Origin of the sequence: Streptomyces sp. NPDC017225 (assembly GCF_044331465.1) — a bacterium.
In the GTDB taxonomy this organism is placed as follows: Bacteria; Actinomycetota; Actinomycetes; order Streptomycetales; family Streptomycetaceae; genus Streptomyces.
This window is the reverse complement of the sequence record NZ_JBIRNE010000008.1, coordinates 184,840-206,070: the sequence shown is the minus strand read 5'-3', so window position 1 is coordinate 206,070 and position 21,231 is coordinate 184,840. Positions and strand designations below refer to the sequence as shown.

Annotated in this window: 22 protein-coding genes; 10 read left to right on the top strand and 12 right to left on the bottom strand. The window is 73.4% G+C overall.

Going from position 1 to position 21,231, the window contains the following annotated elements:
- Window positions 1-65: 65 nt before the first annotated feature.
- The 6 genes from ACH4NX_RS19655 to ACH4NX_RS19630 form a co-directional block, all read right to left on the bottom strand.
- Entirely contained in the window at window positions 66-731 is a 666-nt protein-coding gene (locus ACH4NX_RS19655) for an ABC transporter permease (protein WP_398129268.1), read from the bottom strand.
- On the bottom strand, window positions 728-1,456 hold the full coding sequence (locus ACH4NX_RS19650) for an ABC transporter permease subunit (protein ID WP_351391619.1): 729 nt from the start codon (window positions 1,454-1,456) through the stop codon (window positions 728-730). The genes ACH4NX_RS19655 and ACH4NX_RS19650 overlap by 4 nt, the downstream gene beginning before the upstream one ends.
- The gene (locus ACH4NX_RS19645) at window positions 1,453-2,649 is read right to left on the bottom strand and encodes an ABC transporter ATP-binding protein (protein ID WP_398129269.1); all 1,197 of its coding nucleotides are present in this window, start codon (window positions 2,647-2,649) and stop codon (window positions 1,453-1,455) included. The genes ACH4NX_RS19650 and ACH4NX_RS19645 overlap by 4 nt, the downstream gene beginning before the upstream one ends.
- Before the next feature lie 184 nt (window positions 2,650-2,833).
- Window positions 2,834-3,550 (bottom strand): FAD:protein FMN transferase, encoded by a 717-nt coding sequence (locus ACH4NX_RS19640; protein ID WP_398129289.1) that lies wholly within the window; start codon window positions 3,548-3,550, stop codon window positions 2,834-2,836.
- Window position 3,551: 1 nt separating this feature from the next.
- Complete coding sequence (locus ACH4NX_RS19635; protein ID WP_398129270.1) at window positions 3,552-3,971, bottom strand: FMN-binding protein; 420 nt, start codon at window positions 3,969-3,971, stop codon at window positions 3,552-3,554.
- A gap of 31 nt (window positions 3,972-4,002) precedes the next feature.
- Window positions 4,003-5,352, bottom strand: a complete 1,350-nt coding sequence (locus tag ACH4NX_RS19630; RefSeq protein WP_351391611.1) for a ferredoxin reductase family protein — start codon at window positions 5,350-5,352, stop codon at window positions 4,003-4,005.
- A 106-nt stretch (window positions 5,353-5,458) separates the two neighbouring features.
- Between ACH4NX_RS19630 and ACH4NX_RS19625 the strand changes: the two genes are divergently transcribed.
- Both ACH4NX_RS19625 and ACH4NX_RS19620 read left to right on the top strand, forming a co-directional pair.
- Window positions 5,459-6,184 carry a response regulator transcription factor gene (locus ACH4NX_RS19625; RefSeq protein WP_398129271.1) on the top strand — a complete coding sequence of 242 codons (726 nt, stop codon included), beginning with the start codon at window positions 5,459-5,461 and terminating at the stop codon, window positions 6,182-6,184.
- A complete protein-coding gene (locus tag ACH4NX_RS19620; protein WP_398129272.1) occupies window positions 6,181-7,614 on the top strand; it encodes a sensor histidine kinase in 1,434 nt (477 codons plus the stop codon). The genes ACH4NX_RS19625 and ACH4NX_RS19620 overlap by 4 nt, the downstream gene beginning before the upstream one ends.
- 9 nt (window positions 7,615-7,623) lie before the next feature.
- On the opposite strand, the gene msrB is transcribed toward ACH4NX_RS19620, so the two are convergent.
- The 4 genes from msrB to ACH4NX_RS19600 all read right to left on the bottom strand — a co-directional run bounded on the left by msrB (window position 7,624) and on the right by ACH4NX_RS19600 (window position 11,025).
- Window positions 7,624-8,031, bottom strand: a complete 408-nt coding sequence (gene msrB, locus ACH4NX_RS19615) for a peptide-methionine (R)-S-oxide reductase MsrB (RefSeq protein WP_398129273.1) — start codon at window positions 8,029-8,031, stop codon at window positions 7,624-7,626.
- Window positions 8,032-8,060: 29 nt separating this feature from the next.
- Window positions 8,061-9,443 carry a UDP-N-acetylmuramate--L-alanine ligase gene (gene murC / locus ACH4NX_RS19610; RefSeq protein WP_398129274.1) on the bottom strand — a complete coding sequence of 461 codons (1,383 nt, stop codon included), beginning with the start codon at window positions 9,441-9,443 and terminating at the stop codon, window positions 8,061-8,063.
- 160 nt (window positions 9,444-9,603) lie between these two features.
- Window positions 9,604-10,077 (bottom strand): indole-3-glycerol phosphate synthase, encoded by a 474-nt coding sequence (locus ACH4NX_RS19605; protein ID WP_351391599.1) that lies wholly within the window; start codon window positions 10,075-10,077, stop codon window positions 9,604-9,606.
- A 153-nt stretch (window positions 10,078-10,230) separates the two neighbouring features.
- Window positions 10,231-11,025: a pyrimidine reductase family protein gene (locus tag ACH4NX_RS19600; RefSeq protein WP_351391596.1), complete on the bottom strand. Its 795-nt coding sequence runs from the start codon at window positions 11,023-11,025 to the stop codon at window positions 10,231-10,233.
- Window positions 11,026-11,380: 355 nt separating this feature from the next.
- On the opposite strand from ACH4NX_RS19600, the gene zapE reads away from it, so the two are divergent.
- From zapE to ACH4NX_RS19560, 8 genes are all read left to right on the top strand, one after another.
- Window positions 11,381-12,523, top strand: a complete 1,143-nt coding sequence (gene zapE, locus ACH4NX_RS19595) for a cell division protein ZapE (protein ID WP_398129275.1) — start codon at window positions 11,381-11,383, stop codon at window positions 12,521-12,523.
- A gap of 207 nt (window positions 12,524-12,730) precedes the next feature.
- Window positions 12,731-13,132, top strand: coding sequence for a hypothetical protein (locus ACH4NX_RS19590; RefSeq protein ID WP_398129276.1), 402 nt, complete (start codon window positions 12,731-12,733; stop codon window positions 13,130-13,132).
- Between the two features lie 79 nt (window positions 13,133-13,211).
- Window positions 13,212-13,793, top strand: a complete 582-nt coding sequence (locus ACH4NX_RS19585) for a carbonic anhydrase (protein ID WP_351391591.1) — start codon at window positions 13,212-13,214, stop codon at window positions 13,791-13,793.
- A gap of 8 nt (window positions 13,794-13,801) precedes the next feature.
- Window positions 13,802-15,292, top strand: a complete 1,491-nt coding sequence (locus tag ACH4NX_RS19580; RefSeq protein WP_351391588.1) for a SulP family inorganic anion transporter — start codon at window positions 13,802-13,804, stop codon at window positions 15,290-15,292.
- Between the two features lie 240 nt (window positions 15,293-15,532).
- Window positions 15,533-16,924: an alkaline phosphatase PhoX gene (locus ACH4NX_RS19575; RefSeq protein ID WP_351391586.1), complete on the top strand. Its 1,392-nt coding sequence runs from the start codon at window positions 15,533-15,535 to the stop codon at window positions 16,922-16,924.
- Window positions 16,925-16,989: 65 nt separating this feature from the next.
- On the top strand, window positions 16,990-18,525 hold the full coding sequence (locus tag ACH4NX_RS19570; RefSeq protein WP_398129277.1) for an FAD-dependent oxidoreductase: 1,536 nt from the start codon (window positions 16,990-16,992) through the stop codon (window positions 18,523-18,525).
- A 98-nt stretch (window positions 18,526-18,623) separates the two neighbouring features.
- Window positions 18,624-19,481 (top strand): polysaccharide deacetylase family protein, encoded by an 858-nt coding sequence (locus tag ACH4NX_RS19565; protein ID WP_398129278.1) that lies wholly within the window; start codon window positions 18,624-18,626, stop codon window positions 19,479-19,481.
- A gap of 18 nt (window positions 19,482-19,499) precedes the next feature.
- Entirely contained in the window at window positions 19,500-19,697 is a 198-nt protein-coding gene (locus ACH4NX_RS19560; RefSeq protein ID WP_351391577.1) for a hypothetical protein, read from the top strand.
- Here ACH4NX_RS19560 and ACH4NX_RS19555 read toward each other — a convergent pair.
- Together ACH4NX_RS19555 and ACH4NX_RS19550 are read right to left on the bottom strand one after the other, a co-directional pair.
- Window positions 19,689-20,360, bottom strand: a complete 672-nt coding sequence (locus ACH4NX_RS19555; protein WP_351391574.1) for an ABC transporter — start codon at window positions 20,358-20,360, stop codon at window positions 19,689-19,691. The genes ACH4NX_RS19560 and ACH4NX_RS19555 overlap by 9 nt on opposite strands.
- Window positions 20,357-21,208: an ATP-binding cassette domain-containing protein gene (locus tag ACH4NX_RS19550; protein ID WP_398129279.1), complete on the bottom strand. Its 852-nt coding sequence runs from the start codon at window positions 21,206-21,208 to the stop codon at window positions 20,357-20,359. Before ACH4NX_RS19550 ends, ACH4NX_RS19555 begins: the two co-directional genes overlap by 4 nt.
- Window positions 21,209-21,231 lie beyond the last annotated feature (23 nt).

The window sequence follows — 21,231 nt, the reverse complement described above, 5'->3', positions numbered from 1 at the left end:
TCGGTCAGTCAAGAACGGCCTGGTTACGGTTTTCTTCACCACTGTGTTCGAGGTCGTGGCCGGTCTCATCGCCTGCGCACCCCCGGAGACACCGCCAGGCGTTCCGCCGCCCAGAACACCGCGAGCGTGACGAGCGCCAGGAGCGCCACCAGAGTGGCGCCGCCGACCACCTTCTCGTAGTTCCGCTGGTAGAGCCCGTCGATGATGTACCGGCCGATCCCGCCGAGACTGACGTACGCGGCGATGGTCGCCGTCGACACGACCTGGATGGCGGCCGAGCGCAGTCCGCTGAGGACCAGGGGCAGGGCGACCGGCAGTTCGACGCGGAAGAGGATGCTCGACTCGTGCATGCCCATGCCCCGCGCGGCGTCCACCGGGGAGGGGTCGACCGAGCGGACCGCCTCGTAGGTGGTCACCAGGATCGGCGGGATCGCGAGCACGACCAGCGGGATCATCACGGGCAGCAGGCCGATGCCGACCACGACGGCGATCAGCACCAGCAGTCCGAAGCTGGGCAGGGCGCGGGCGGCGGTGGCGACGAGGGCGACGGCGTTTCCGCCGCGCCCGGTGTGTCCGGTCAGCAGCCCGACGGGCAGGCCGATCGCGGCGGCGAGGCCGAGGGCCATCAGCGTGTACTGGACGTGCTCCAGCAGGCGCTGCGGGATGCCGTCGTAGCCGTGCCAGTGGGCGCCGTCGCTGAAGAAGGCGTTGACGAAGCTGAGTACGTTCACCGGGCAGCCGCCTTCTCCGGTTCGGGCCGCTCCTGCCGTACGACGGCCTGTCGCACGGCGGTCTCCTTCGGGCGGCGTTGCCGCCCGCCGCGCGGCATCCAGGGCGTCAGCAGGTTCCGGACCAGGACGAGGGCCGCGTCGCACAGGATCGCCAGTACGGCGGTGGTGAGGACGGAGTTCACCGCCAGCTCGGGACGGCCGTACTTCTGCGCGTCCGCGAGCAGGTTGCCGAGGGCGCCCTGGTTGCCGATGAGGGCGCCGACGCTGACCAGGGAGATGCTGGAGGACACGGCCACCCGGAGCCCGGCGAGGATCGCGGGCACGGCGATCGGCAACTGCACCTGGAGGTATCGCCGTACGGGCCCGAAGCCCATGGCGGTGGAGGCGGCCAGGGTCTCCTGGGGCACCGACCGCACGCCGTCGACGATCGCCGGGACGAGCACCACCAGGCTGTAGACGGCCAGCGGGATCATCACGGTCAGTTCGGTCTGGCCGGTGTAGTCGATGAGGACGACGAAGACGGCCAGCGACGGCACGGCGTAGAACACGGTGGTCACGCCGAGCACGGGCGGATACAGCCAGCGGAAGCGCACACAGAGCTGGGCGATGGGCAGCGCGAGCAGCAGCCCGGCCAGGACCGGCAGCAGCGCCTCGCGCAGGTGCAGCCCGATCAGGCCGAAGTAGGTGTTGCCGAGGTCGCTGGGGATGTCGAAGAAGCCGTTCACGGGCCGACCTTCGTGACGCCGGCCGGCCCCGAGGGCTGCCCGTCGTCGTCCTGCGCGCCGGCGTCCAGTGAGCCGGCGTCCCGCGGTGCGGCGGCTCCCCCCGTGCCGTGGGCCGTGCGGATCGCCTCGCCGATGGTCTGCTGGGAGACGACGCCCGCCACCCGCCCGTCGGCGTCCACGGCGACCGCCCAGCCGGTGGGAGAGAGCACGGCGCAGTCGAGGGCGGCCCGCAGCGAGTCGGTGCCGGGTACGAACGGCCGCCCGTACGACAGCAGCCCCTCCACAGCGATGTCCCCGGCGGCCAGGTCCCCCGGCTCGGCCCAGCCCAGCGGCCTGCCGTCCGCGTCGGTCACCAGCAGGTAGGGGGCGTCGGACACGGCGAGCCGCTCGGCCGTGGCGTCGACGCCGACGACCGGACCGGTCGTCAGCTCCAGGCCCGCGGAGGGGAAGAAGGACAGCCGCCGGATACCGCGGTCGGCACCGAGGAAGTCCTCGACGAAGTCGTCCGCGGGGTCCGACAGCAGCTCGGCGGGCGGCGCGAACTGGGCGAGCCGGCCCCCGGTGCGCATCACCGCGACCATGGTGCCCAGTTTGATGGCCTCGTCGATGTCGTGCGTGACGAAGACGATGGTCTTGCCCAGCTCCTCCTGGATGCGCAGGAGTTCGTCCTGGAGTCCCTTGCGGACCACGGGGTCGACGGCGGAGAACGGCTCGTCCATGAGCAGCACGGGCGGGTCGGCGGCGAGCGCCCGCGCCACGCCGACGCGCTGCTGCTGGCCGCCGGAGAGCTGGTAGGGGTACCGCTTGCCGAGGGAGGTGTCGAGCCCCACCCGCTCCATCAGCTCGGCCGCCCGTTCGCGGGACTTCTGCTTGCCCCAGCCGATCATGCGGGGCACGGTGGCGATGTTGTCGATGATCGTCCGGTGCTGGAAGAGCCCGGCGTTCTGGATGACGTACCCCATCGACCGGCGCAGCGTGGTGAGCGGCTGCCGCTGGAGGTCCGCGCCGTCGAGGAGGATGGTGCCCTCGGTGGGCTCGACCATCCTGTTGATCATCCGCAGGGTCGTCGTCTTGCCGCAGCCCGAGGGCCCGACGAGGACCGTGATCGAGCGGTCGGGTATCTCCAGCGACAGCCGGTCGACCGCCACGGTGCCGTCCGGGTACCGCTTGGTGACTGATTCCATCCGTATCAAAACGCCGAATACCCTTCGGGTGGGCGGGAGGTTCTGGCCAGGTCGCTACGGTCGTTGCCGGGAGAGTCTAGACGTCCGGTGTCACGCAACCGTGGTGACCGTGTGCGGCTCCGCGCCGCCGGAAGGCGTCCCCGCCGCCGCTCCACCACCGGCAGCCCCGCCCGCGCCGCACCGGCGACCCGTCCTACGCCGCCACCGGCAGCCCCGCCGTGCGCCGCACCCGGCGTTCCGCGTCCACGGCGAACACCTCGCAGCCCTCGCGCGCCGCGGCCCACGCGACGCCCTCGGCGCCCATCGCGAAGGCCGCCGTGGCGACCGTGTCCGCCTCGGTGAGGGTCGGCGCCACGACGGTGAGGCTGAGCAGCCCGGTCGCCGGACGCCCGGTGCGCCCGTCGAGGATGTGGTCACCGCGTTCGTAGCGGGCGGAGGTCGCCACCGCCCCGTCGGCAAGCCGCAGTACGGTGCACAGCCGGCCGGCGTGCTCGGGGTGCCGTACGCCCACCCGCCAGGGCCCGCCGGCGGCGACCACGTCACCGCCGGCGTTGAGGCAGAACCGCCGCGCGCCCGCCGCCCGCAGCAGCCCGGCCGCCCGCTGCACCGACCAGCCCTTGACCACCGCGCAGGGATCCAGGCCCCGCCCCGGCAGCCGGACGTCGAAGGCGCCCCCGGTCGCGACCCGGTACTCCTCACACAGGTCCAGCACCTCCCTCAACCCGGCGCTGACGGACCGGACCTCACCGCGGCCCAGCCGGGACACCTCGCTGTCGGGCCGGAACGGGCTGAAGCGCGCGTCGACCTCACGCAGCCACGCGAAGACGGCGTCCGCGGCCTCCTCGGGCACCTCCGTGTCGTCGACCCGCAGCGAGACCGGGAAGCCCATGACGTGTTCGACGCGCCGCAGCTCAGGCACCGCCGCCACCGGCGCCCCGGGCGTCGATGGCGGCCTGGAGGGACTCCCTGTATCCGTCGCTGGTGACCGTGGCGCCGGAGACGGTGTCGATGTCGGCGCTCTGCGCCTCCAGGGTCTCCTCGACGAGTCGGGGGACGGCGGCCGTGGTCTGCGGATGGTCGGGCTGCCGGAGCATGCGTACGGCGGTGATCCTGTGGTCCTGGAAGACCACCTCCACCTGCACGGGGCCCTTCTCGGTGTCGACGGTGGGCCCCGCGACGACGGCGGAACCGGCTGCCGGCGCGGACGGCGCCACGGACGAGGGCGCGGACGGGGTGGCCGAGGTGGCCGCCGTCTCGTGGGCCGGGGCGTAGCGCCAGAGGGGGATCAGGCCGGCGATGCTCAGGACCAGGACGGGCAGTGCGCGCTTCACGGTGCGGGGGTTCCTCTCGTTCGCGCCGGACTCATCCGGCCAGGCTGAAGCGTTCGGCGTGTATCTGCGCGCCGGGGACGCCCAGTTCGCGCAGGGTGCGCAGCAGCGCACTCGTCATGCCGGGCGGTCCGCAGACGTAGACGTCCCGTTCGGCGATGTCGGGGACGAGCGCGGCGAGGTCGCGCGGACCCAGCTTGTCGGGGACGGCCGGTCCGGTGACCAGGTGCAGTTCGGCGCCCTTGGCGTGGGCGAGGTCGCGCAGTTCGTCGTAGAGGACGGCGTCGCGGTCGGTGGCGACGCGGTAGACGAGCACCGCGTGTCCGTGCGACTCCTCCAGCAGCGCCCGGATCGGGGTGACGCCGACGCCGCCGGCGATCAGCAGGGTGTCGGGGCGGGTGCGGTGCAGGGTGGTGAAGGCGCCGTAGGGGCCCTCGGCGAAGACGCGGGTGCCGGGTTCGAGATGGCGCAGGGCGGCGGTGCCGTCGCCGGCGGTCTTGACGGTGAGGCGGAGCTGCCGGCCGTCGGGCGCCATGGACAGCGAGAAGGGGTTGGCCTGCCACCAGCGGTCGCGGGTCAGGAACCGCCACAGGAAGAACTGGCCGGCCCGCGCGGGCAGCCGGTCGAGGTCGCGGCCGCTCAGGTACACGGAGACGACGTGGTCGTTCTCGGGGACGACGGCGGTGACGCGCAGCCGGTGGCGCAGGTTCCGCCGCAGCGGCAGCACGAGCCGGCCCAGCAGGACCGCGCCGAGTGCCGCGCCCCAGAGCCCGTACCAGTACGTCTTCGCGGCCGGCGAGGAGGTGAAGCTGGAACCGACGGCGACCTGGTGGGTGAAGGCGAGCACCACCGCGACGTAGGTGTACAGGTGGAGGAAGTGCCAGGTCTCGTAGGCCATCCTGCGCCGGGCGGCGCGCGCGGAGACGGCGCCGACCAGGATGAGGACCGCCAGCGCGACGGTCGCGCGCAGCACGCCCTCGACGGTCTCGGCGAGGTCGACGAGCTGGTTCAGCGGGTCCATGCGGGACGGCTGGGCGTAGCCGAGGGTGATGAAGGTGACGTGGGCGAGGAGGGTCCACAGGACGGTGAAGCCGGTCCAGCGGTGCCAGGACGTCAGCCGGTCCATGCCGATGCGCCGGTCGAACCAGGGCAGCCGGGCCACCAGCACCAGTTGGAAGGCCATGAGCAGGGCGCCGTACAGGCCGGTGAGGCGGCCGAGGACGACGAGGGTGTTGGAGGCGAAGCCCGCCTGGACGAACAGGACGGCCACGACGGCGGCGTTGGCGGCCAGGATCGCGTACAGGCCGGTGCGGGCGACCGCCTTGGGGCGGAGGGCCGGCGCGGGGGGCGGCCGGCGGTGGGGGGCGCTCGGGGCAGTGGTCACGGAACCGAGCTTCACCCGCGCGACCTGTCGTTTTCCTGTCGGGCGACTTTCAAGTATTTATCGATCCCGGCACGGCGGTCACCGCGGTATGGGGTGTGGGCGGCCGGTGGCGCAGTATGAGCGGGTGGAAAAAGTACGGCTTCTCGTGGTGGACGACGACCCGCCCATCGCCGATCTCGTGGCCACGGTCGCCCGCTACGAGGGCTGGGAGGCGGTCACCGCCAACTCCGGCGAACAGGCACTGCGGCTGGCCGCCGACTTCCGTCCGGACATCGTGGTGCTCGACCTGATGCTGCCGGACGTCGACGGCTTCGGTGTCCTGGACCGGCTGCGCCGCTCGGGCACGATGGTGCCGGTGGTGTTCCTCACCGCGCGCGACGGAGTGGCCGACCGGGTGGCGGGGCTGACCCGGGGCGGTGACGACTACCTGGTCAAGCCGTTCGCGGTGGAGGAGCTGATGGCCCGGCTGCGGACCGTGCTGCGGCGCAGCGCCGGGCCGGGTTTCCATCGGCCGGTGCTGCGGGTGGCGGATCTGACGATGGACGAGGACACCCGTGAGGTGTGCCGGGGTGAGCGGCGGCTGTCGCTGACCCCGACCGAGTACGAGGTGCTGCGCTATCTGATGCGCAAGTCGCCGGCCGTGCTGACCAAGGCGCAGATCCTCGACCACGTGTGGGAGTACGGCTTCGGCGGCCGGTCCAACGTCGTGGAACTGGTCGTCAGCCGGCTGCGCCGCAAGCTCGACGACACGGACGACGCGGACGACGGCGGTGAGCCGCTGATCCAGACGGTGCGGGGCTTCGGGTACGTGATCCGGCAGGCGGCGCGGTGATACGACGGTGGTGGCGTGCCTACCGGGGGCTGCGGCTCGGGACCCGGCTGGCGCTGGGCCTGGGGGTGCTGTCGCTGGTGGTGTTCGCCGTGGTCGGGACCGTGCTGACCGCGTACATGCGGGACTATCTGGAGCGGCAGCTGGCCGACCAGATGAAGCTGGTGCAGGTCGTGCAGTCCAAGGACGCGGCGACGCACGGCACGGTGCGGCGCGAGTCGTACTACGGCTGGTACACGGCCGTGTACGACGTCTCCGGCGGCTCGGCGGACCTGCGCACGCCCGCCGAGGTGCCGGCGGACAGCCGCGCGCTGACCGCCCTGGCGCAGACGATGGCACGCTCGGACGAGGACCTGACCCGCACCGTGCGGATCGGCGGGCACGGCCCCTACCTGCTGCGGGCCTGCGAGGTCGAGCCCGGGGTGGTGCTGGTCAGCGCCGCGCCCATGGGCGACGTCGAGGACACCGTGGAGCAGCTGATCACGGTGCAGGTCGTCGCCTTCGGTCTGGCGCTGCTGGCACTGGTGGTGTTCGGGCGGCGGATGCTGCGGCGCGGGCTGAAACCGCTGAGCGACATGGCGAGCACCGCGCACGGCATCACCTCGCACGACCTGACGGAGTCGGCCGCCCGGCTGCCGTTGCGCGTGGACGGGCGGGACGGCGGGCGGGAGGTGGCGGAGCTGCGGACCGCGTTCAACACGATGCTGGAGCACATCGACGACTCGCTCGCGGTGCGTGCCCGGGCCGAGCAGCGGTTGCGCCGGTTCGTCGCGGACGCCTCGCACGAGCTGCGCACCCCGCTGATGTCCGTACGGGGCTACGCCGACCTGTTCCAGTACGCGGCGGCCAACGAGCCTGGGGAGAGGGAGCGGCACCTGGCCCGGCTGCGCGCCGAGGCGGCCCGGATGGGAGTGCTGCTGGACGACCTGCTGCTGCTCGCCCGGCTGGACGCGGCCGAGGTGGAAACGCCGCTGCGCTGGGAGGACGCGGATCTGACGGAGCTGGTACGGCAGGCGGCCGACGCCTTCCGCGCCGGTCACCCGGATCATCCGCTGACGGTGACGACCGGTCCCGCGGTGGTGAAGCTGCGGCTGGACCCGCAGCGGATCCGGCAGGTGCTCGACAACCTGCTCACCAACGCGGCCGTTCACACCCCGCCGGGCACGAAGGTCTCGGTCGCCGTCCTCGGGACGGCCGACGCGGCCCGGGTGGCGGTCGCCGACACGGGGCCGGGCATCCCGGTGGCCGACCGGGGACGGATCTTCGACCGCTTCTACCGGGTCGACAAGGCCCGCAGCCGCGACCGCGGCGGCAGCGGGCTGGGCCTCGCCGTCGCCGCTTCGCTGGTGCGGGCGCACGGCGGCACGATCGAGCTGGGCGGCGAACCGGGCGTCACGGTGTTCACCGTGACGCTCCCGGCCGCCGGGCTCTGAACCGGGGGTTCAGCCCTCCGTGGGCGCCAGCCGCAGCGAGACGCTGTTGATGCAGTACCGCTGGTCGGTCGGGGTCGGATACCCCTCGCCCTTGAACACGTGCCCGAGGTGCGACCCGCACCGGGCGCACCGCACCTCCGTACGCACCATGCCGTGCGACCGGTCCTCGATCAGCTCGACCGCGTCGGTGTCCTTCGGATCGAAGAAGGACGGCCAGCCGCAGTGCGACTCGAACTTCGTGGAGGAGGTGAACAGGTCCGCGCCGCACGCGCGGCAGGAGTAGACGCCCTCGGTCTTAATGTCGGTGTACTCACCGGTGAAGGCGGGTTCCGTGGCGGCCTGGCGCAGGACGGCGTACTCGGCCGGTGCCAGTTCCGCGCGCCACTGCTCGTCCGGCTTCTCGACGTCGTACGACATGAGTCTCAGCCCCTTACAGGTTCGGTGCTCTACAGCTCGTCCAGGATGCGCGGTCCGAGGTCGGTGACGTCGCCCGCGCCCATGGTGAGAACGAGATCACCGGCCTTCGCCATTCCCGCGACCACCGCGGGCGCCCCGGCCTTGTCGTGCACGGGCGTGACGTCCGCGCCCGCGGCCCGGGCGGCCTCGATGATCAGGTCGCTGGTGATGCCCGGGATCGGGTCCTCTCGGGCGGGGTAGATGTCGAGGACGACCGACGCGTCCGCCAGCGCCAGCGCCTGGCCCATCTCCTTGCCCAGCTCCTGGGTGCGGGAGAAGAGGTGCGGCTGGAAGAGGACCAGGATGCGGGCGTCGCCGACCGCGGCGCGCATGGCCTCCAGGTCCGCCGTCATCTCGGTGGGGTGGTGCGCGTAGGAGTCGACGACCTGGACGCCGGCCGCCTCGCCCTTGAGCTGGAGGCGCCGCTTGACGCCCGTGTAGGCGGCCAGCGCGGGGGCCAGCTCGGCGGCCGGGAGGCCGAGGGCCACGCCCGCGGCGAGGGCGGCGACCGCGTTGTGCGCGTAGTGGCGGCCGGGGACGGAGACCGCGAAGGTCAGCTCCGCGCCGTCCATCACCACCGTGACCTCGCTCTTCAGGCCCTGTGGGACGACCGACAGGATCCGTACGTCGGCGTCCTCGGACTCCCCGTACGTCACCGTCCGCACCGATCCGGCCAGCCGCCGCGTCAGCTCCCGGGCGCCCTCCTGGTCGGCCGCGATCACCAGGGTGCCGCCGGGGACGATCTTGTCGGCGAAGGTCTCGAAGGACTCGTAGATCTCGTCCATCGACGCGTAGTTGGCGTGGTGGTCGAGTTCGACGTTGAGGACGATGGCGACCTCGGGGGCGTACTTGTGGAAGCTGCGGTCGCTTTCGTCCGCCTCGGCGACGAAGATCTCGCCGTCGCCGTGCAGGGCGTTGGAGCCGGGCGCGTCCAGGTCGCCGCCGATGGCGTACGAGGGGTTCAGGCCGAGCTCGGACAGGGAGACGGCCAGCATGGAGGTGGTGGTGGTCTTGCCGTGCGTGCCGGCGACCGCGATCGGACGTGCGCCGTCCATCAGGGCGGCGAGGGCGTCGGAGCGGTGCACGACCGGGATGCCGCGTTCGGCCGCGCGGGCCAGCTCCGGGTTGTCCTCACGGATCGCCGACGACACGACGACGCAGCTCGCGTCGTCGGCGAGGTGCTCCGCCGCGTGCCCGATGTGCACGGTCGCGCCGAGCGCGCGCAGGGCCTCGGCGGTCGCGGACTCCCGGGCGTCGCTGCCCGCCACCTCGGCGCCGCGCTGGGCGAGGATCTTGGCGATGCCCGACATTCCGGCGCCGCCGATGCCGATGAAGTGCGGTCGGTCCATGGCGGTAGGAAGGCCGGGTGCCATGCGCTGTTCTCCCCAGAGGTGCGACGGGTGGTACGACAGGTGGTGCCTGCTGACGGTGTCCGCCGGTGGTGTCCGACGGTGTCCGGCCGACGGTGTCCGCCGGCGGTGTCTGCTGGTGGGCGCGCCCCCGGGCACGCGGCCCCGGAGTGCGAGGCCCAGCCTATGCCTTGCTGTGGGAGAACAGTTTCAGGACCGGTACGCCGACCTTGTGGCGGGCGCGCGAGGCCCAGTCCCGGTGGAAGAACTCCTCCACGTAGTGCGGATCGGTCAGGACGATCACCTCGTCGGCGCCGATCTCCAGGACCAGGGATCTGAGCTCCTCGAGCGGGTGGTTCTCGATCAGGCGGCCCTCGGCCTCGGCCCCGGACGCGCGCAGCGCCGCGAGGGACACCTCCAGTGCCCGCTGCCCGACGCTCTGCGCCTCCTGGCCCTCGGGCGTCTCCCCTTCCCGGACGGCGTCGTCGAGCTCGCCGAGCGCGACGTCGTCGATGGCCCGCAGCAGCCTGTCCGCCTGATCGCCGCGCGGCTGGAGCAGCACGTGGAAGGCGACCGGCTCCTCCCCGTGCAAGGTGGTGACGAACTCCACGTCGGCGGACGTCAGGGCCTTCTCGATCATCAAAACGCTTGTGAACACCAGGCGCCCCTTCTCCTTCGAGGGCCCGTGGGCCCACCCTCCGTAGGCCGTACCGGACCCTGCGGAAACCATCCTGCCCCGTGATCGCCCGGGTACTGCCTGATTCAGTGTGCCCGGCGCGGGCCAGGCGGAACGGGTGACACCACCGATTCCCTAGTCACGCCGGTACCGGCTGAAGAGGAAGCCCTCCTCCTCCAGCAGGGACGCCAGGGCGAACCGCCGCGGCACCTCGACCGAGGGCCCGCCCGCGATCCGCTGCGCGTCGCCCGCGGTGAGCAGCGGCGAGACGGTCAGGCACAGCTCGTCGAGCACTCCGGCCGTGACGAACTGTCCCAGCAGCCGCGGGCCGCCCTCGGTCAGCAGCCGGGTGTGACCGAGTCCGGCGAGCGCCTCGACGGCACGGGCGGGGTCCACGCCGACGCCGTCACCCGCGATCACCACCCGGGCGCCGGCCCTCTCGGCGGCCGTGATCCGGTCCGGGGCCGCGGCCGCACCGGTCAGGATCAGCGTGGGCACCATGGGCGAGGTGAACAGCGGCAGGGAGAAGTCCAGCTCCAGGCCGGCGCTGACCACGGCGATCGCCGGCGCGGGACTCTGCCCGGCCGCCCGCCGCAGCTCGGCGAACTCCGCACGCGAGCGTGCCGGGCGGTATCCCTCCTGGCGTACGGTCTCGGCGCCGGCGACCACCACGTCCGCCAGGGAGCGCAGGGTGCCGAAGACGCGCATGTCGGCCGCGCTGGAGATGGGCTGGGACCGGCCGTCGTGCTGGGCGGCCCCGTCGAGGGTGGAGACCATGTTCGCCCGCAGCCAGGTCCTCGGCCGCCCGTCCGGCTCGGGGTAGGCATAGGCCGCGGCGAGCTCGGCGAGGCTCCACTCCCGATCGGTGGCGTCGGGGCCCGGGCCGGCTGTCTGATCGGTCACAGGGGGCACAGGGAACAGGCGTCGCATGCCGTGCAGTGTTCCACGCCCCCGCCCCCCGAACCGCCCCACCACCGAGCCACCCAGCACCCAGCCCACCTACCCCACCCAGCCGCCCAGCCGCCCAGCCGCCCAGCCGCGGGCGATCGTGCCGCCAGGGGCGGCACGGGTGGGCACGGGTGGGCGCGGCGGCACCCCGCGACGCCGGGCCACACACCCCACCCACCCCCGCTCCACGGCGACGCCGGGCGCCCCCACACCACCGGCCCACCGCACACCCCGCACCACCACGCCCCGCACAGCCGCATCCCCACACACCCCCACACCCCCACAGCGACACTGCACAGCGACACCCGCCCCCGAACAGGGCCTACCATGGACCCCCGTGTCGTCCTCCTCCCCCGCCCCCGGTTCCGCCCCCTCCGGCCGCCCCCTGATAGCCGGGACGGCGCCGGCGCCCGCGTCCGCGTCCGCCCCGCTGTCCCTGTGCGCCCGCGAGCCGCACGTCCCCGCGGACCGCCTGGTCGCCGAGATGGTGCCCCCGCCCCGCTTCGACTCGGTCCGCTTCAGCACGTACATCCCGGACCCGAACCAGCCCAGCCAGAGCGAGGCCGTACGCGTCCTGGAGGACTTCGCGACCGGACTGGACGGGGCACCCGCCGCGACCGGCAGGCGAGGCCTCTTCGGCCTCGGCCGGAGCAGGACCCCGAAGCGACCCGCCGGCCCACGCGGCGTCTACCTCGACGGCGGCTACGGCGTCGGCAAGACCCACCTGCTGGCCTCCCTGTGGCACGCCACCCCCGCCGAACCCTCCCGCAAGGCGTTCGGCACCTTCGTGGAGCTGACCAACCTCGTCGGCGCCCTGGGCTTCCAGCAGACCGTGCAGACCCTCTCCGGGCACCGCCTCCTGTGCATCGACGAGTTCGAGCTCGACGACCCCGGCGACACCGTCCTCGTCTCCAGCCTGCTCGCCCGGCTCGTCGAGGCGGGCGTGGCGCTCGCCGCCACCTCCAACACGCTGCCGGGCAAGCTCGGCGAGGGCCGCTTCGCCTCGGCCGACTTCCTGCGCGAGATCCAGGGTCTGTCCGCCCACTTCCGCGCCCTGCGCATCGACGGCGAGGACTACCGCCACCGCGGCCTGCCCGAGGCGCCGGCGCCGTACTCCGACGAGCAGGTGGCCCGCGCGGCGCAGGCCGCCGAGGGTGCTTCCCTGGACGACTTCCCCGCGCTCCTCGACCACCTCGCCCGCGTCCACCCCAGCCGCTACGGCGCCCTGACCGACGGCGTCGCGGCCGTGTGCCTCACCGGGGTGCGCCCGGTGCCGGACCAGTCGACGGCGCTCCGCCTCGTGGTCCTCGCGGACCGGCTCTACGACCGCGAGGTGCCGGTCCTGGCCTCCGGGATGCCCTTCGACCGGCTCTTCAGCGAAGAGATGCTGAAGGGCGGCTACCGCAAGAAGTACTTCCGTGCGATCTCCCGGCTCACCGCGCTGGCCCGGGACGCGGCACGGCTCGTCGACACGCCCTGAGAAGAGCCTGTTCTCGCCAACCCAGCGCGCTTTTCGGGCTCTCTTCTGCTCGTAACTCCCCGTTAACCCTGCAAAGCCCTCCGCAGGGTTAACGTGTTTCTTGACCGCGCATTTGACCATGCGTTGGCAGTGTCTTGACCATGCTTCGCCATGCGCTGACCACGCATCGGCCCACGCCACGGGCGTGAACTGCCTGGAGGGGGGCGTATGTTCCGAGGACCGACGGCCCGGACCGTGGTCTCGCTCCTCGCCGGCGTCCTGGTCGCCCTGGTGGCGTTCGCACCCGGCACACCCTTCGCATCCGCGCATACGAGCCGTGATGCCGTGGCCAACGCCCACCCCGGAGCCACCCTCTCCGGTACGGCGTCGCACGACGAGACCGTCACCTGCCACGACGTCGGCCCGTCGGGGAACCCGACCAGTTCCCCGCGCGTCCGCGACCGGCACCGCACCCCCACCGCGCCCCAGCCCGAGGCCTTCGAGCGCCCGTTCCTGCGACAGCGCGGCCCCGTGGTCCCCGACCTCGGCGCGTCGGTCCGTGCGACCGGGCACCGGCCGAGACCGGCGCCGGACCACTCCCCCGCGGCACTCCAGGTCTTCCGCTGCTGAGGGCTCACGACACCCCCACCTCTGTTGTCCTGCCCATCCGACGCGCCCCCACCGCGCGCCAGGAGGAATCACCCCCATCATGCAGCCCCTCATCGACAACGCCCGCATGTTCGGCCAGCGCCCTGAGGAGTTCGCCGGGCACGCCGAAGGCCAGTCGCCCGAAGTCCTGTTCATCACCTGCTCCGACTCCCGGGTCGTACCGGCCCTGATCACGGGCGCCCGGCCCGGCCAGCTCTTCGAGCTGCGCACCGCGGGCAACATCGTCCCGCCCCACGGCGGCGAGCACCCCTGTGGCGAGGCGGCCACCATCGAGTACGCCGTGGAAGTGCTCGGCGTCACCGACATCGTGGTCTGCGGCCACTCGCACTGCGGCGCCGTCGGCGCGCTGGTACGCGACGACGACCTGAGCGCCGTACCCGCCGTGCGCGACTGGCTGGCGCACGCCGCGGACGCGCCGAAGCCGTGCGACCCCACCGATCCGACGGTCGCCGAGGCCGTGCGGCACCACGTCCTGGCGCAACTGCTGCGGCTGCGCTCCTACCCCTGTGTCGAACAGCGGCTGGCGGACGGCCGGCTGCGGACGCACGGCTGGTACTACGAGGTCCACACCGGGGTCGTACGCGAACACCACGCGGACACCGACACGTTCGAGACCCTGTGAGCGCCGGCATGAACGCCATATCCGAGAACGGCCGCAAGTTCCCCCATCTGCGGCAGGACTTCACCGCCTCGCTCGTCGTGTTCCTGGTCGCCCTGCCGCTGTGTGTCGGCGTCGCCGTCGCCTCCGGTGTGCCGGCCGAACTCGGCCTGGTCACCGGCATCGTGGGCGGCCTCGTCACCGGACTCCTGCCGGGCAGCAGCCTCCAGGTGTCCGGTCCGGCCGCCGGTCTGACGGTGCTGGTCTTCGGCGCGGTCGACGCGTACGGGCTGCCCGCGCTCGGCGTGATCGTGCTGGCCGCCGGTCTGATCCAGCTCGCGATGGGCGCCCTGAGGCTGGGGCGCTGGTTCCGGGCGATCTCCCTGTCCGTCGTGGAGGGCATGCTGGCCGGTATCGGCCTCGTGCTCATCGCCGGTCAGCTGTACTCGGCGGCCGGTATGGAGGCGCCCGCGTCCGGACTCGACAAGCTGACCGGACTGCCCGGGGCCGCCGCCGACGCGCTGGGCAGCACCGAGGCACTCACCTCACTCGCCCTCGGCGCCGGCACCATCGCGGTGATGGTGCTGTGGAAGCGGCTGCCGAAGCGGGTACGGACCGTGCCGGGCGCGCTGGCCGCGGTCGGCCTGGCCACGGCGGTCACGGCGGTCTTCGGACTGTCGGTGGCGACCGTCGAGGTGAACGGCCTGCTGGACTCGATCCAGCCCCCCGGCGCCGACGCCTTCGGCGAGCTGGTGAACGTGGGCGTCCTCGGCACGATCGTCGCCTTCACCCTGATCGCCTCGGCGGAGAGCCTGTTCAGCGCCGCCGCGGTGGACCGGCTGCACGACGGCCCGCGCACCGAGTACAACAAGGAGCTGATGGCGCAGGGCGCGGGCAACACCGTGTGCGGCCTGCTCGGCGCGCTGCCGATGACCGCCGTGATCGTGCGCAGCTCCGCCAACGTCGGCGCGGGCGCGCGGACCAAGGCGTCCCGGGTGCTGCACGGTGTGTGGCTGCTGCTGTTCGCCGCGCTGCTGCCGTCCGCGCTGGCGCTGATCCCGCTGCCCGCGCTGGCCGGCATCCTGGTCCACGCGGGCTGGAAGCTGATCCCGTTCCGCGGCGTCGTGTCGCTGTGGCGGGGGCACCGGGGCGAGGCGCTGATCCTGGTGGTCACGGCCGTGTCGATCGTCGCGGTGAACATGTTCGAGGGTGTGCTGATCGGTCTGGCGCTGTCCGTGGCCAAGACCGCCTGGGAGGCCTCCCACCTCAAACTGGAGATCGTCGACAAGGGCGCCGGTCCCGTCCAGGCGCACCTGTCGGGCAACGCGACCTTCCTGCGGCTGCCGAAGATCCTGGAGAGCCTGGAGGCGCTGCCGCAGGACCGCCCGGTCGAACTGGACCTGTCCGGGCTGCACCACCTGGACCACGCCTGTCGCACCGCCCTGGAGAACTGGGCCGAGCGGCACAGCGCCACCGGCACGGACCCGGTGAAGGTCACCGAGCCGGTGACGGCGGCCGTGTAGTCGCGTCCGTAGCGGTCGCCGCCGGTGGCCCCCGGCGGCGACCGGTGACGACGCCCGGTCCGGGGCACCGCCCCGGACCGGGCGTCCGGCATGCCGTGACGAGAGCGCGTGGCCCGGGGGCGGTGGCCAGTGGCTGGCCCCCGGCCAGTGACACGAGCTACGCGCGTGGTTCCCGGTATTACCGGCAGATGATAGACACGGCGGGGTCACAGTCCTGTCCGCCAGCAGGAAGGTCGCCCCATGTCCGCAACCCGACGCCAGGTACTCGCCCGCACAGGAGCCCTCGGCGCAGGCATCGCCTTCACCGGAGCCCTCTCCGAACTCTTCGCCGGCACCGCCGCCGCCCAGTCCCCGGGCCACACCGGCTACGGCCCCCTGGTCCCCGACCCCGACGGCCTGCTCGACCTTCCCAGAGGATTCCGCTACCGGGTGCTCTCCCGCGAGGGCGACCAGCTGCGCTCCGGCGAGGGCCCGGTCCCGTCCAACCACGACGGCATGGCCGCCTTCGCCGCGCGTTCCGGGGGGCGCCACGGCGGCCGCCACGGCGGCGTCCACCTCGTGCGCAACCACGAGAACCGCCCCGGCGCGAAGGTACCCGTCCCCACCGTCGAGGGACTGACGTACGACCCGGAGGGCGAGGGCGGCTGTACGACCCTGACCCTGGACTCCCGGGGCCACGTCCAGGGCGAGCGGGTCGCGATCGCCGGTACGGCGGTGAACTGCGCGGGCGGGCCCACTCCGTGGGACACGTGGCTGACCTGTGAGGAGACCGAGGACAAGGCCGGCACCAACGGCTACACCAAGGACCACGGCTTCGTCTTCGAGGTCGACCCGGCCGATCCGCACCGCACCGGCGCGGTGCCGCTGACCGCGATGGGCCGCTTCCAGCACGAGGCGGTCGCCGTGGATCCGCGACGGGGCGTCGTGTACGAGACGGAGGACGCGTTCGAGCGGCCGTTCGGTCTCTTCTACCGGTTCCTGCCCGAGAAGCCGCTGGGCGGCACGGGCTCGCTGCGGGCGGGCGGCCGGCTCCAGGCGATGCGGGTGCCCGGCGTGCCCGACCTTTCCTCGATCCAGGAGACGGGCGCCCGCTTCGACGGTGTCGAGTGGGTGGACGTACCCGACCCGCTGGCCACCGGGACACCCATCCGGCACCAGGACTTCGGCCGGGGCGGCATCACCCACGCGCAGAAGCTGGAGGGCTGCTACTGGGGCGGGCGCAGCGTGTACTTCGTGTCGTCCTTCGCGCACAGCGACGAGGGCTCGGCGGGCGACCACTACGGCCAGGTCTGGCGCTACGATCCCGAGCGGCGCCGGCTGACCCTGGTGATCGTCTTCGGCCCGGACACCGACGTGCAGCTCCCCGGCGAGTCCCCCGACAACATCTGCCTGGCCCCCAGCGGCGGCCTCATGGTCTGCGAGGACGGCGCCGGCGCCCAGCACGTCTACGGCGTGACCAGGCGCGGTGAGGTGTACGCGATGGCCCGCGGCGCCCAGAACATCGGGACGCCGGACGACCCGGAGTGGGGTGAGTTCGCCGGGGTCGCCTTCTCTCCCGACGGCGACACCATGTACGTCAACTGCTACACGCCCGGGACGACCTTCGCGGTGACGGGCCCCTGGCGCGGGTAGGCGCGGGCGACCAGAGGCGCACCGCCCGGTCACTGAAGCCGCTGCTACGGGGTACTCGGCGCCGCATGACGGAGAAAGCGCAGGTCAACGGCTCGTACTGGCTTCAGACGGCACCGGGCGGTGCGCCGCGCCCCGCCCTCGCGGAGGACCTCGATGTCGACGTCGCCGTGATCGGCGCCGGCGTCGCCGGGCTCAGCGCGGCCTGGGAACTGGCGCGGGCCGGGCGCAGTGTGGCGGTGCTGGAGGCGGGGCGGGTCGCCGCCGGCGTCACCGGCCACACCAGCGCCAAGCTGACCGCACAGCACACCCTGGTCTACGACAAGCTGCGCCGCACCCGGGGCCCCGAGGGCGCCCGCCTGTACGCCCGCTCGCAGACCGAGGCGATCGAGCGCGCCGCCGGGATCGTGGCCGAGCTGGGCATCGACTGCGACTGGGAGACCCGCAGCGCGTACACCTATGTCCGCGACGCGGGCCGCGTGGACGAGCTGCGGGCCGAGGCGGCCGCCGCGAAGGAGGCGGGGCTGCCGGCGTCGTTCGTGACGGAGACGGGGCTGCCGTTTCCGGTCGCGGGCGCGGTGAAGGTCACCGGGCAGGCCCAGTTCCATCCGCGCAGGTACCTGCTGGCCCTCGCCGACGACCTGGAGGCGCACGGCGGGCGGATCTTCGAGAACACCACCGTCCACAGCCTGGACGAGGGCGAGCCGTGCCGCGTGTCGACCGGGGCGGGCGCGGCGGTGACCGCCCGGGACGTGGTGGTCGCCACCCACTACCCGATCTTCGACCGGGCCCTCCTCTTCGCCCGCCTCTCCCCGCGCCGGGAACTGGTCGTCGCCGGGAGCATCGAGGCGGACCGCGACGTCGACGGCATGTACATCACGCCGGACGAGAACACCCGCTCGGTCCGTACGGCCCCCCTGGACGGTGCGGGCGACGACGCGGGCCGCCGGCTGCTGGTCGTCACCGGGGAGCACTTCACGCCCGGCACGGGCGACACCCGGGAGCGGTTCGACCGCCTGTCCGCCTGGGCCGGCGAGCACTTCCCCGGCGCCGACCTCACGTACGCCTGGGCCACGCAGGACATCGATCCCACGGACACCGTGCCGATGGTGGGCCCGCTGCACCCGGGCGCGCACCACACGTACGTCGCCACGGGCTTCGGCGGCTGGGGGCTGAGCGGCGGCATGATGGCGGGCCGGCTGCTCACCGCGCAGATCACCGGCGAGGAGTGCGCGTGGAGCGAGCTGTACGACCCGCGCCGGCTGCGCACGGCGGTGCGTGAGGCGCCGGCGTTCCTCAAGACACAGGCCGAGGTCGCGCGCCACTTCGTCGGCGACCGGCTGCGGCCCGCACCGCCGGTGGACGCCCTGCCGCCGGGCGAGGGTGCCGTCGTGCGGGCGGGCGGTGACCGGCTGGCGGTCTACCGGGACGAGGCAGGCGCGCTGCACGCCGTCTCGCCGCGCTGCACCCACCTCGGCTGCCTGGTCGACTTCAACGCGGCGGAGCGCGCCTGGGAGTGCCCCTGCCACGGCTCCCGCTTCGGCACGGACGGCAGGGTGATCGAGGGCCCGGCGACGAAGCCGCTGGAGCAGCGGGACATCTGAGCGTCACCGGCTCCCGTTCTGAGCCGTGAGGGTGACAGCTCGGGCACGTCACACCCCATAGTCGTACATACAGAACAGCACACTCATACGTTCGTACGGTGATCACTCTCGTACGACGCGCAGCCGCTCTGGGTGTCCTGGGCGCCGCCCTCGCCGCCTGCGGGACCACCGACGCCCCGCGGGCTCCGCGCCCGGCGGCGACCGCGCCCGCCGCCGCCCCGGCGGAGCCGGCCCCGTCCCTGCCTCCGACGCTGGCTCCCGGCCCCGCCGGTCTGACCCCCGTCTTCGAGCACGGCCCGCGCGCCCGGGAGAAGACGGTCGCCCTCACCTTCGACGCCGACATGACCGCCGACCAGGGGCCGCGTGCGGCGGCGGGCGAACGGTTCGACAACCCCCGGCTGATCGCCACCCTGCGGAAGCTGAAGGTGCCGGCCACGGTGTTCATGACCGGCCGGTGGGCCGAGGAGTACCCGGACGAGGCCCGGTCCATCGGCCGGGACCCCGGGTTCGAGATCGCCAACCACTCCTACAGCCACCACGCCTACACCGACGACTGCTACGACCTGCCGACCGTGCCGAAGGAGCGGATGCGGTCGGACGTGGAGCGGGCCTACGCGGCGTTCGAGAAGGCCGGGGTGCGGAACGCGATGCCGTACTTCCGTTTTCCCGGCGGCTGTTACGACGAGGCGGCGCTCAAGGAGCTGACCACCACCGGTGTCACCGCCGTGCAGTGGGACGTGGTGAGCGGGGACGCGTTCGCGACGGACGCGGACGCGGTGGCCCGGCAGGTGCTGGACGGGGTGCGGCCGGGTTCGGTCGTCGTCATGCACTGCACCCTCAGCGCCGCCCCGGTGACCGAGGAGGTGGTGCGGACGGTCGTGCCCGAGCTGCGCCGCCGGGGCTACCGCTTCGTGAAGGTCTCGGAGCTGATCGGCGCCTCGGACGGCCGCCGCTGACGGGCCTACGCTGGAGAGATGAGCAGCGACGACGCCCCCGCTCCCGACGACTACTGTCTGATCGACGCGACCCGGCCGCCCAAGGCCGACGGTCCGCCGTACGCGGAGTGCGTGCTGTGCCGGGAGCCTACGGAGTACCCCGAGTCGTACAAGGGCATCACCTTCTGCCCTGTCTGCGAGTGGCAGGAGGCCCAGCGCACGGCGTGTTCAGGCTGATCCGCGCGAGCTGAGCGCACAGGCCGCGGCGGCCGCGGCGGCGGTGATCGAGGCCGCCACGGCCAGCGGGAGCAGCGGCAGCGGTACCGCGCCAGACTTCGACCCGGTGACCAGACCACTGACCGCCGCCCGCGCCGGGGAGCCCGACGCCACCAGCGCCAGGAGGGCCGCGAGCAGCAGCGCGGGGACCGCGCGGCCGGGCGAGCGCAGCAGCGGCCAGGCGGTGAGGGCGCCGACGGCGGTGCCGAGCAGGGCGCACACCAGCGCGGCGAGCAGTCCGGCGCCGCCCGCCGCGAGCGGGGGCACGCGCGTGCCGTGGTCCGTGCTCACCGGGTCGCTGATCAGCGTCACGACGACGGTGGCCGCCGTACCCAGTAGGACCGCGGCGGCGAGCGCCACCAGCAGACTGGCCAGGTGGGCACGCGCGGGTCCGCGCGCCGCCGACACACATGCCCGGGCGGCGGACGGCTCCCCGGTGACGCAGATCCGCACCAGCCAGGCGGCGACCGGCAGCAGCACGGCCGCCGCCCAGCCCAGTGAGTCGAGCACCGGCTGCCCGCCCCGCACACCGATGCCGAGGGCGGCGGCGTACAGGATGACGGGCGCCGGCCAGCGCTGGGAGCGCAGCAGGAGGGCGGCCTGGTAGCGGAACAGGGCGGTCATCGCGGGCCTTCCTGGGCGTGCACGCTCACCACGTGCCAGGGCGGCGTGGCGGTCAGAAGCGTACGCAGCAGGACGTCGGAGTGGGAGGCGGGGACGGTGAGGGAGTAGGAGCCGGGGCGGCTCTCCTCGGCGGTGGCGATCCGCAGGGCGTCGCCGGGCAGGGCGTCGCCGGGTGGTCCCTGCACCCGGACGACGACGCGCGGCCCGTCCGGTACCCCGGGGCATTCGGGACGGCGGTGGAGGGTGCCGTCGCGCACGGTGTACGTGGCGCCCTGCGCGTCGGCCAGACGGCGCGGGTCGTGGTCGACGAAGACGACGGCACCGCCGGACGCCGTGCGCTCGGCGACCGCCCGTTCCAACTCGCCCCGGGCGTCGGCGTCCAGGCCGGTCCAGGCCTCGTCGAGCACGAGCAGCTCCGGTTCGGCGAGCAGGGCCTGCGCCACGGCCACCTTCTGGCTGCCGCCCTTGGACAGCCGGGCCAGCGGAGTGGAGGCGTACCCGGCGGCTCCCAGCCGCTCCAGCCACTGCCCGGCCGCACGGGCCGCCGCACGGCGGGACAGCCCGTGCACGGTGCCGAGATGGGTGAGGTAGGCGGCGGCGGTGAAGGGCAGGGCGGGCGGGAAGCGCTCGGGGACGTAGGCCGTGCGCGGCCGGCCGGTGACCCGGCCCTCGGTGGGGGCGTCGATCCCGGCGAGCAGACGCAGCAGGGTCGACTTGCCGGTGCCGTTGGTCCCCTCGACACGGACGAGGGTGCCGGGCTCCACGCCCAGGTCGACGCCGCGCAGCACCCAGGGCCCGCGGATGCCGTACCTACGGCCGACGCCGTCCAGTCGCAGCTCGCGTCGCATGGGGTCGTCCTCTCGTGTCTGGT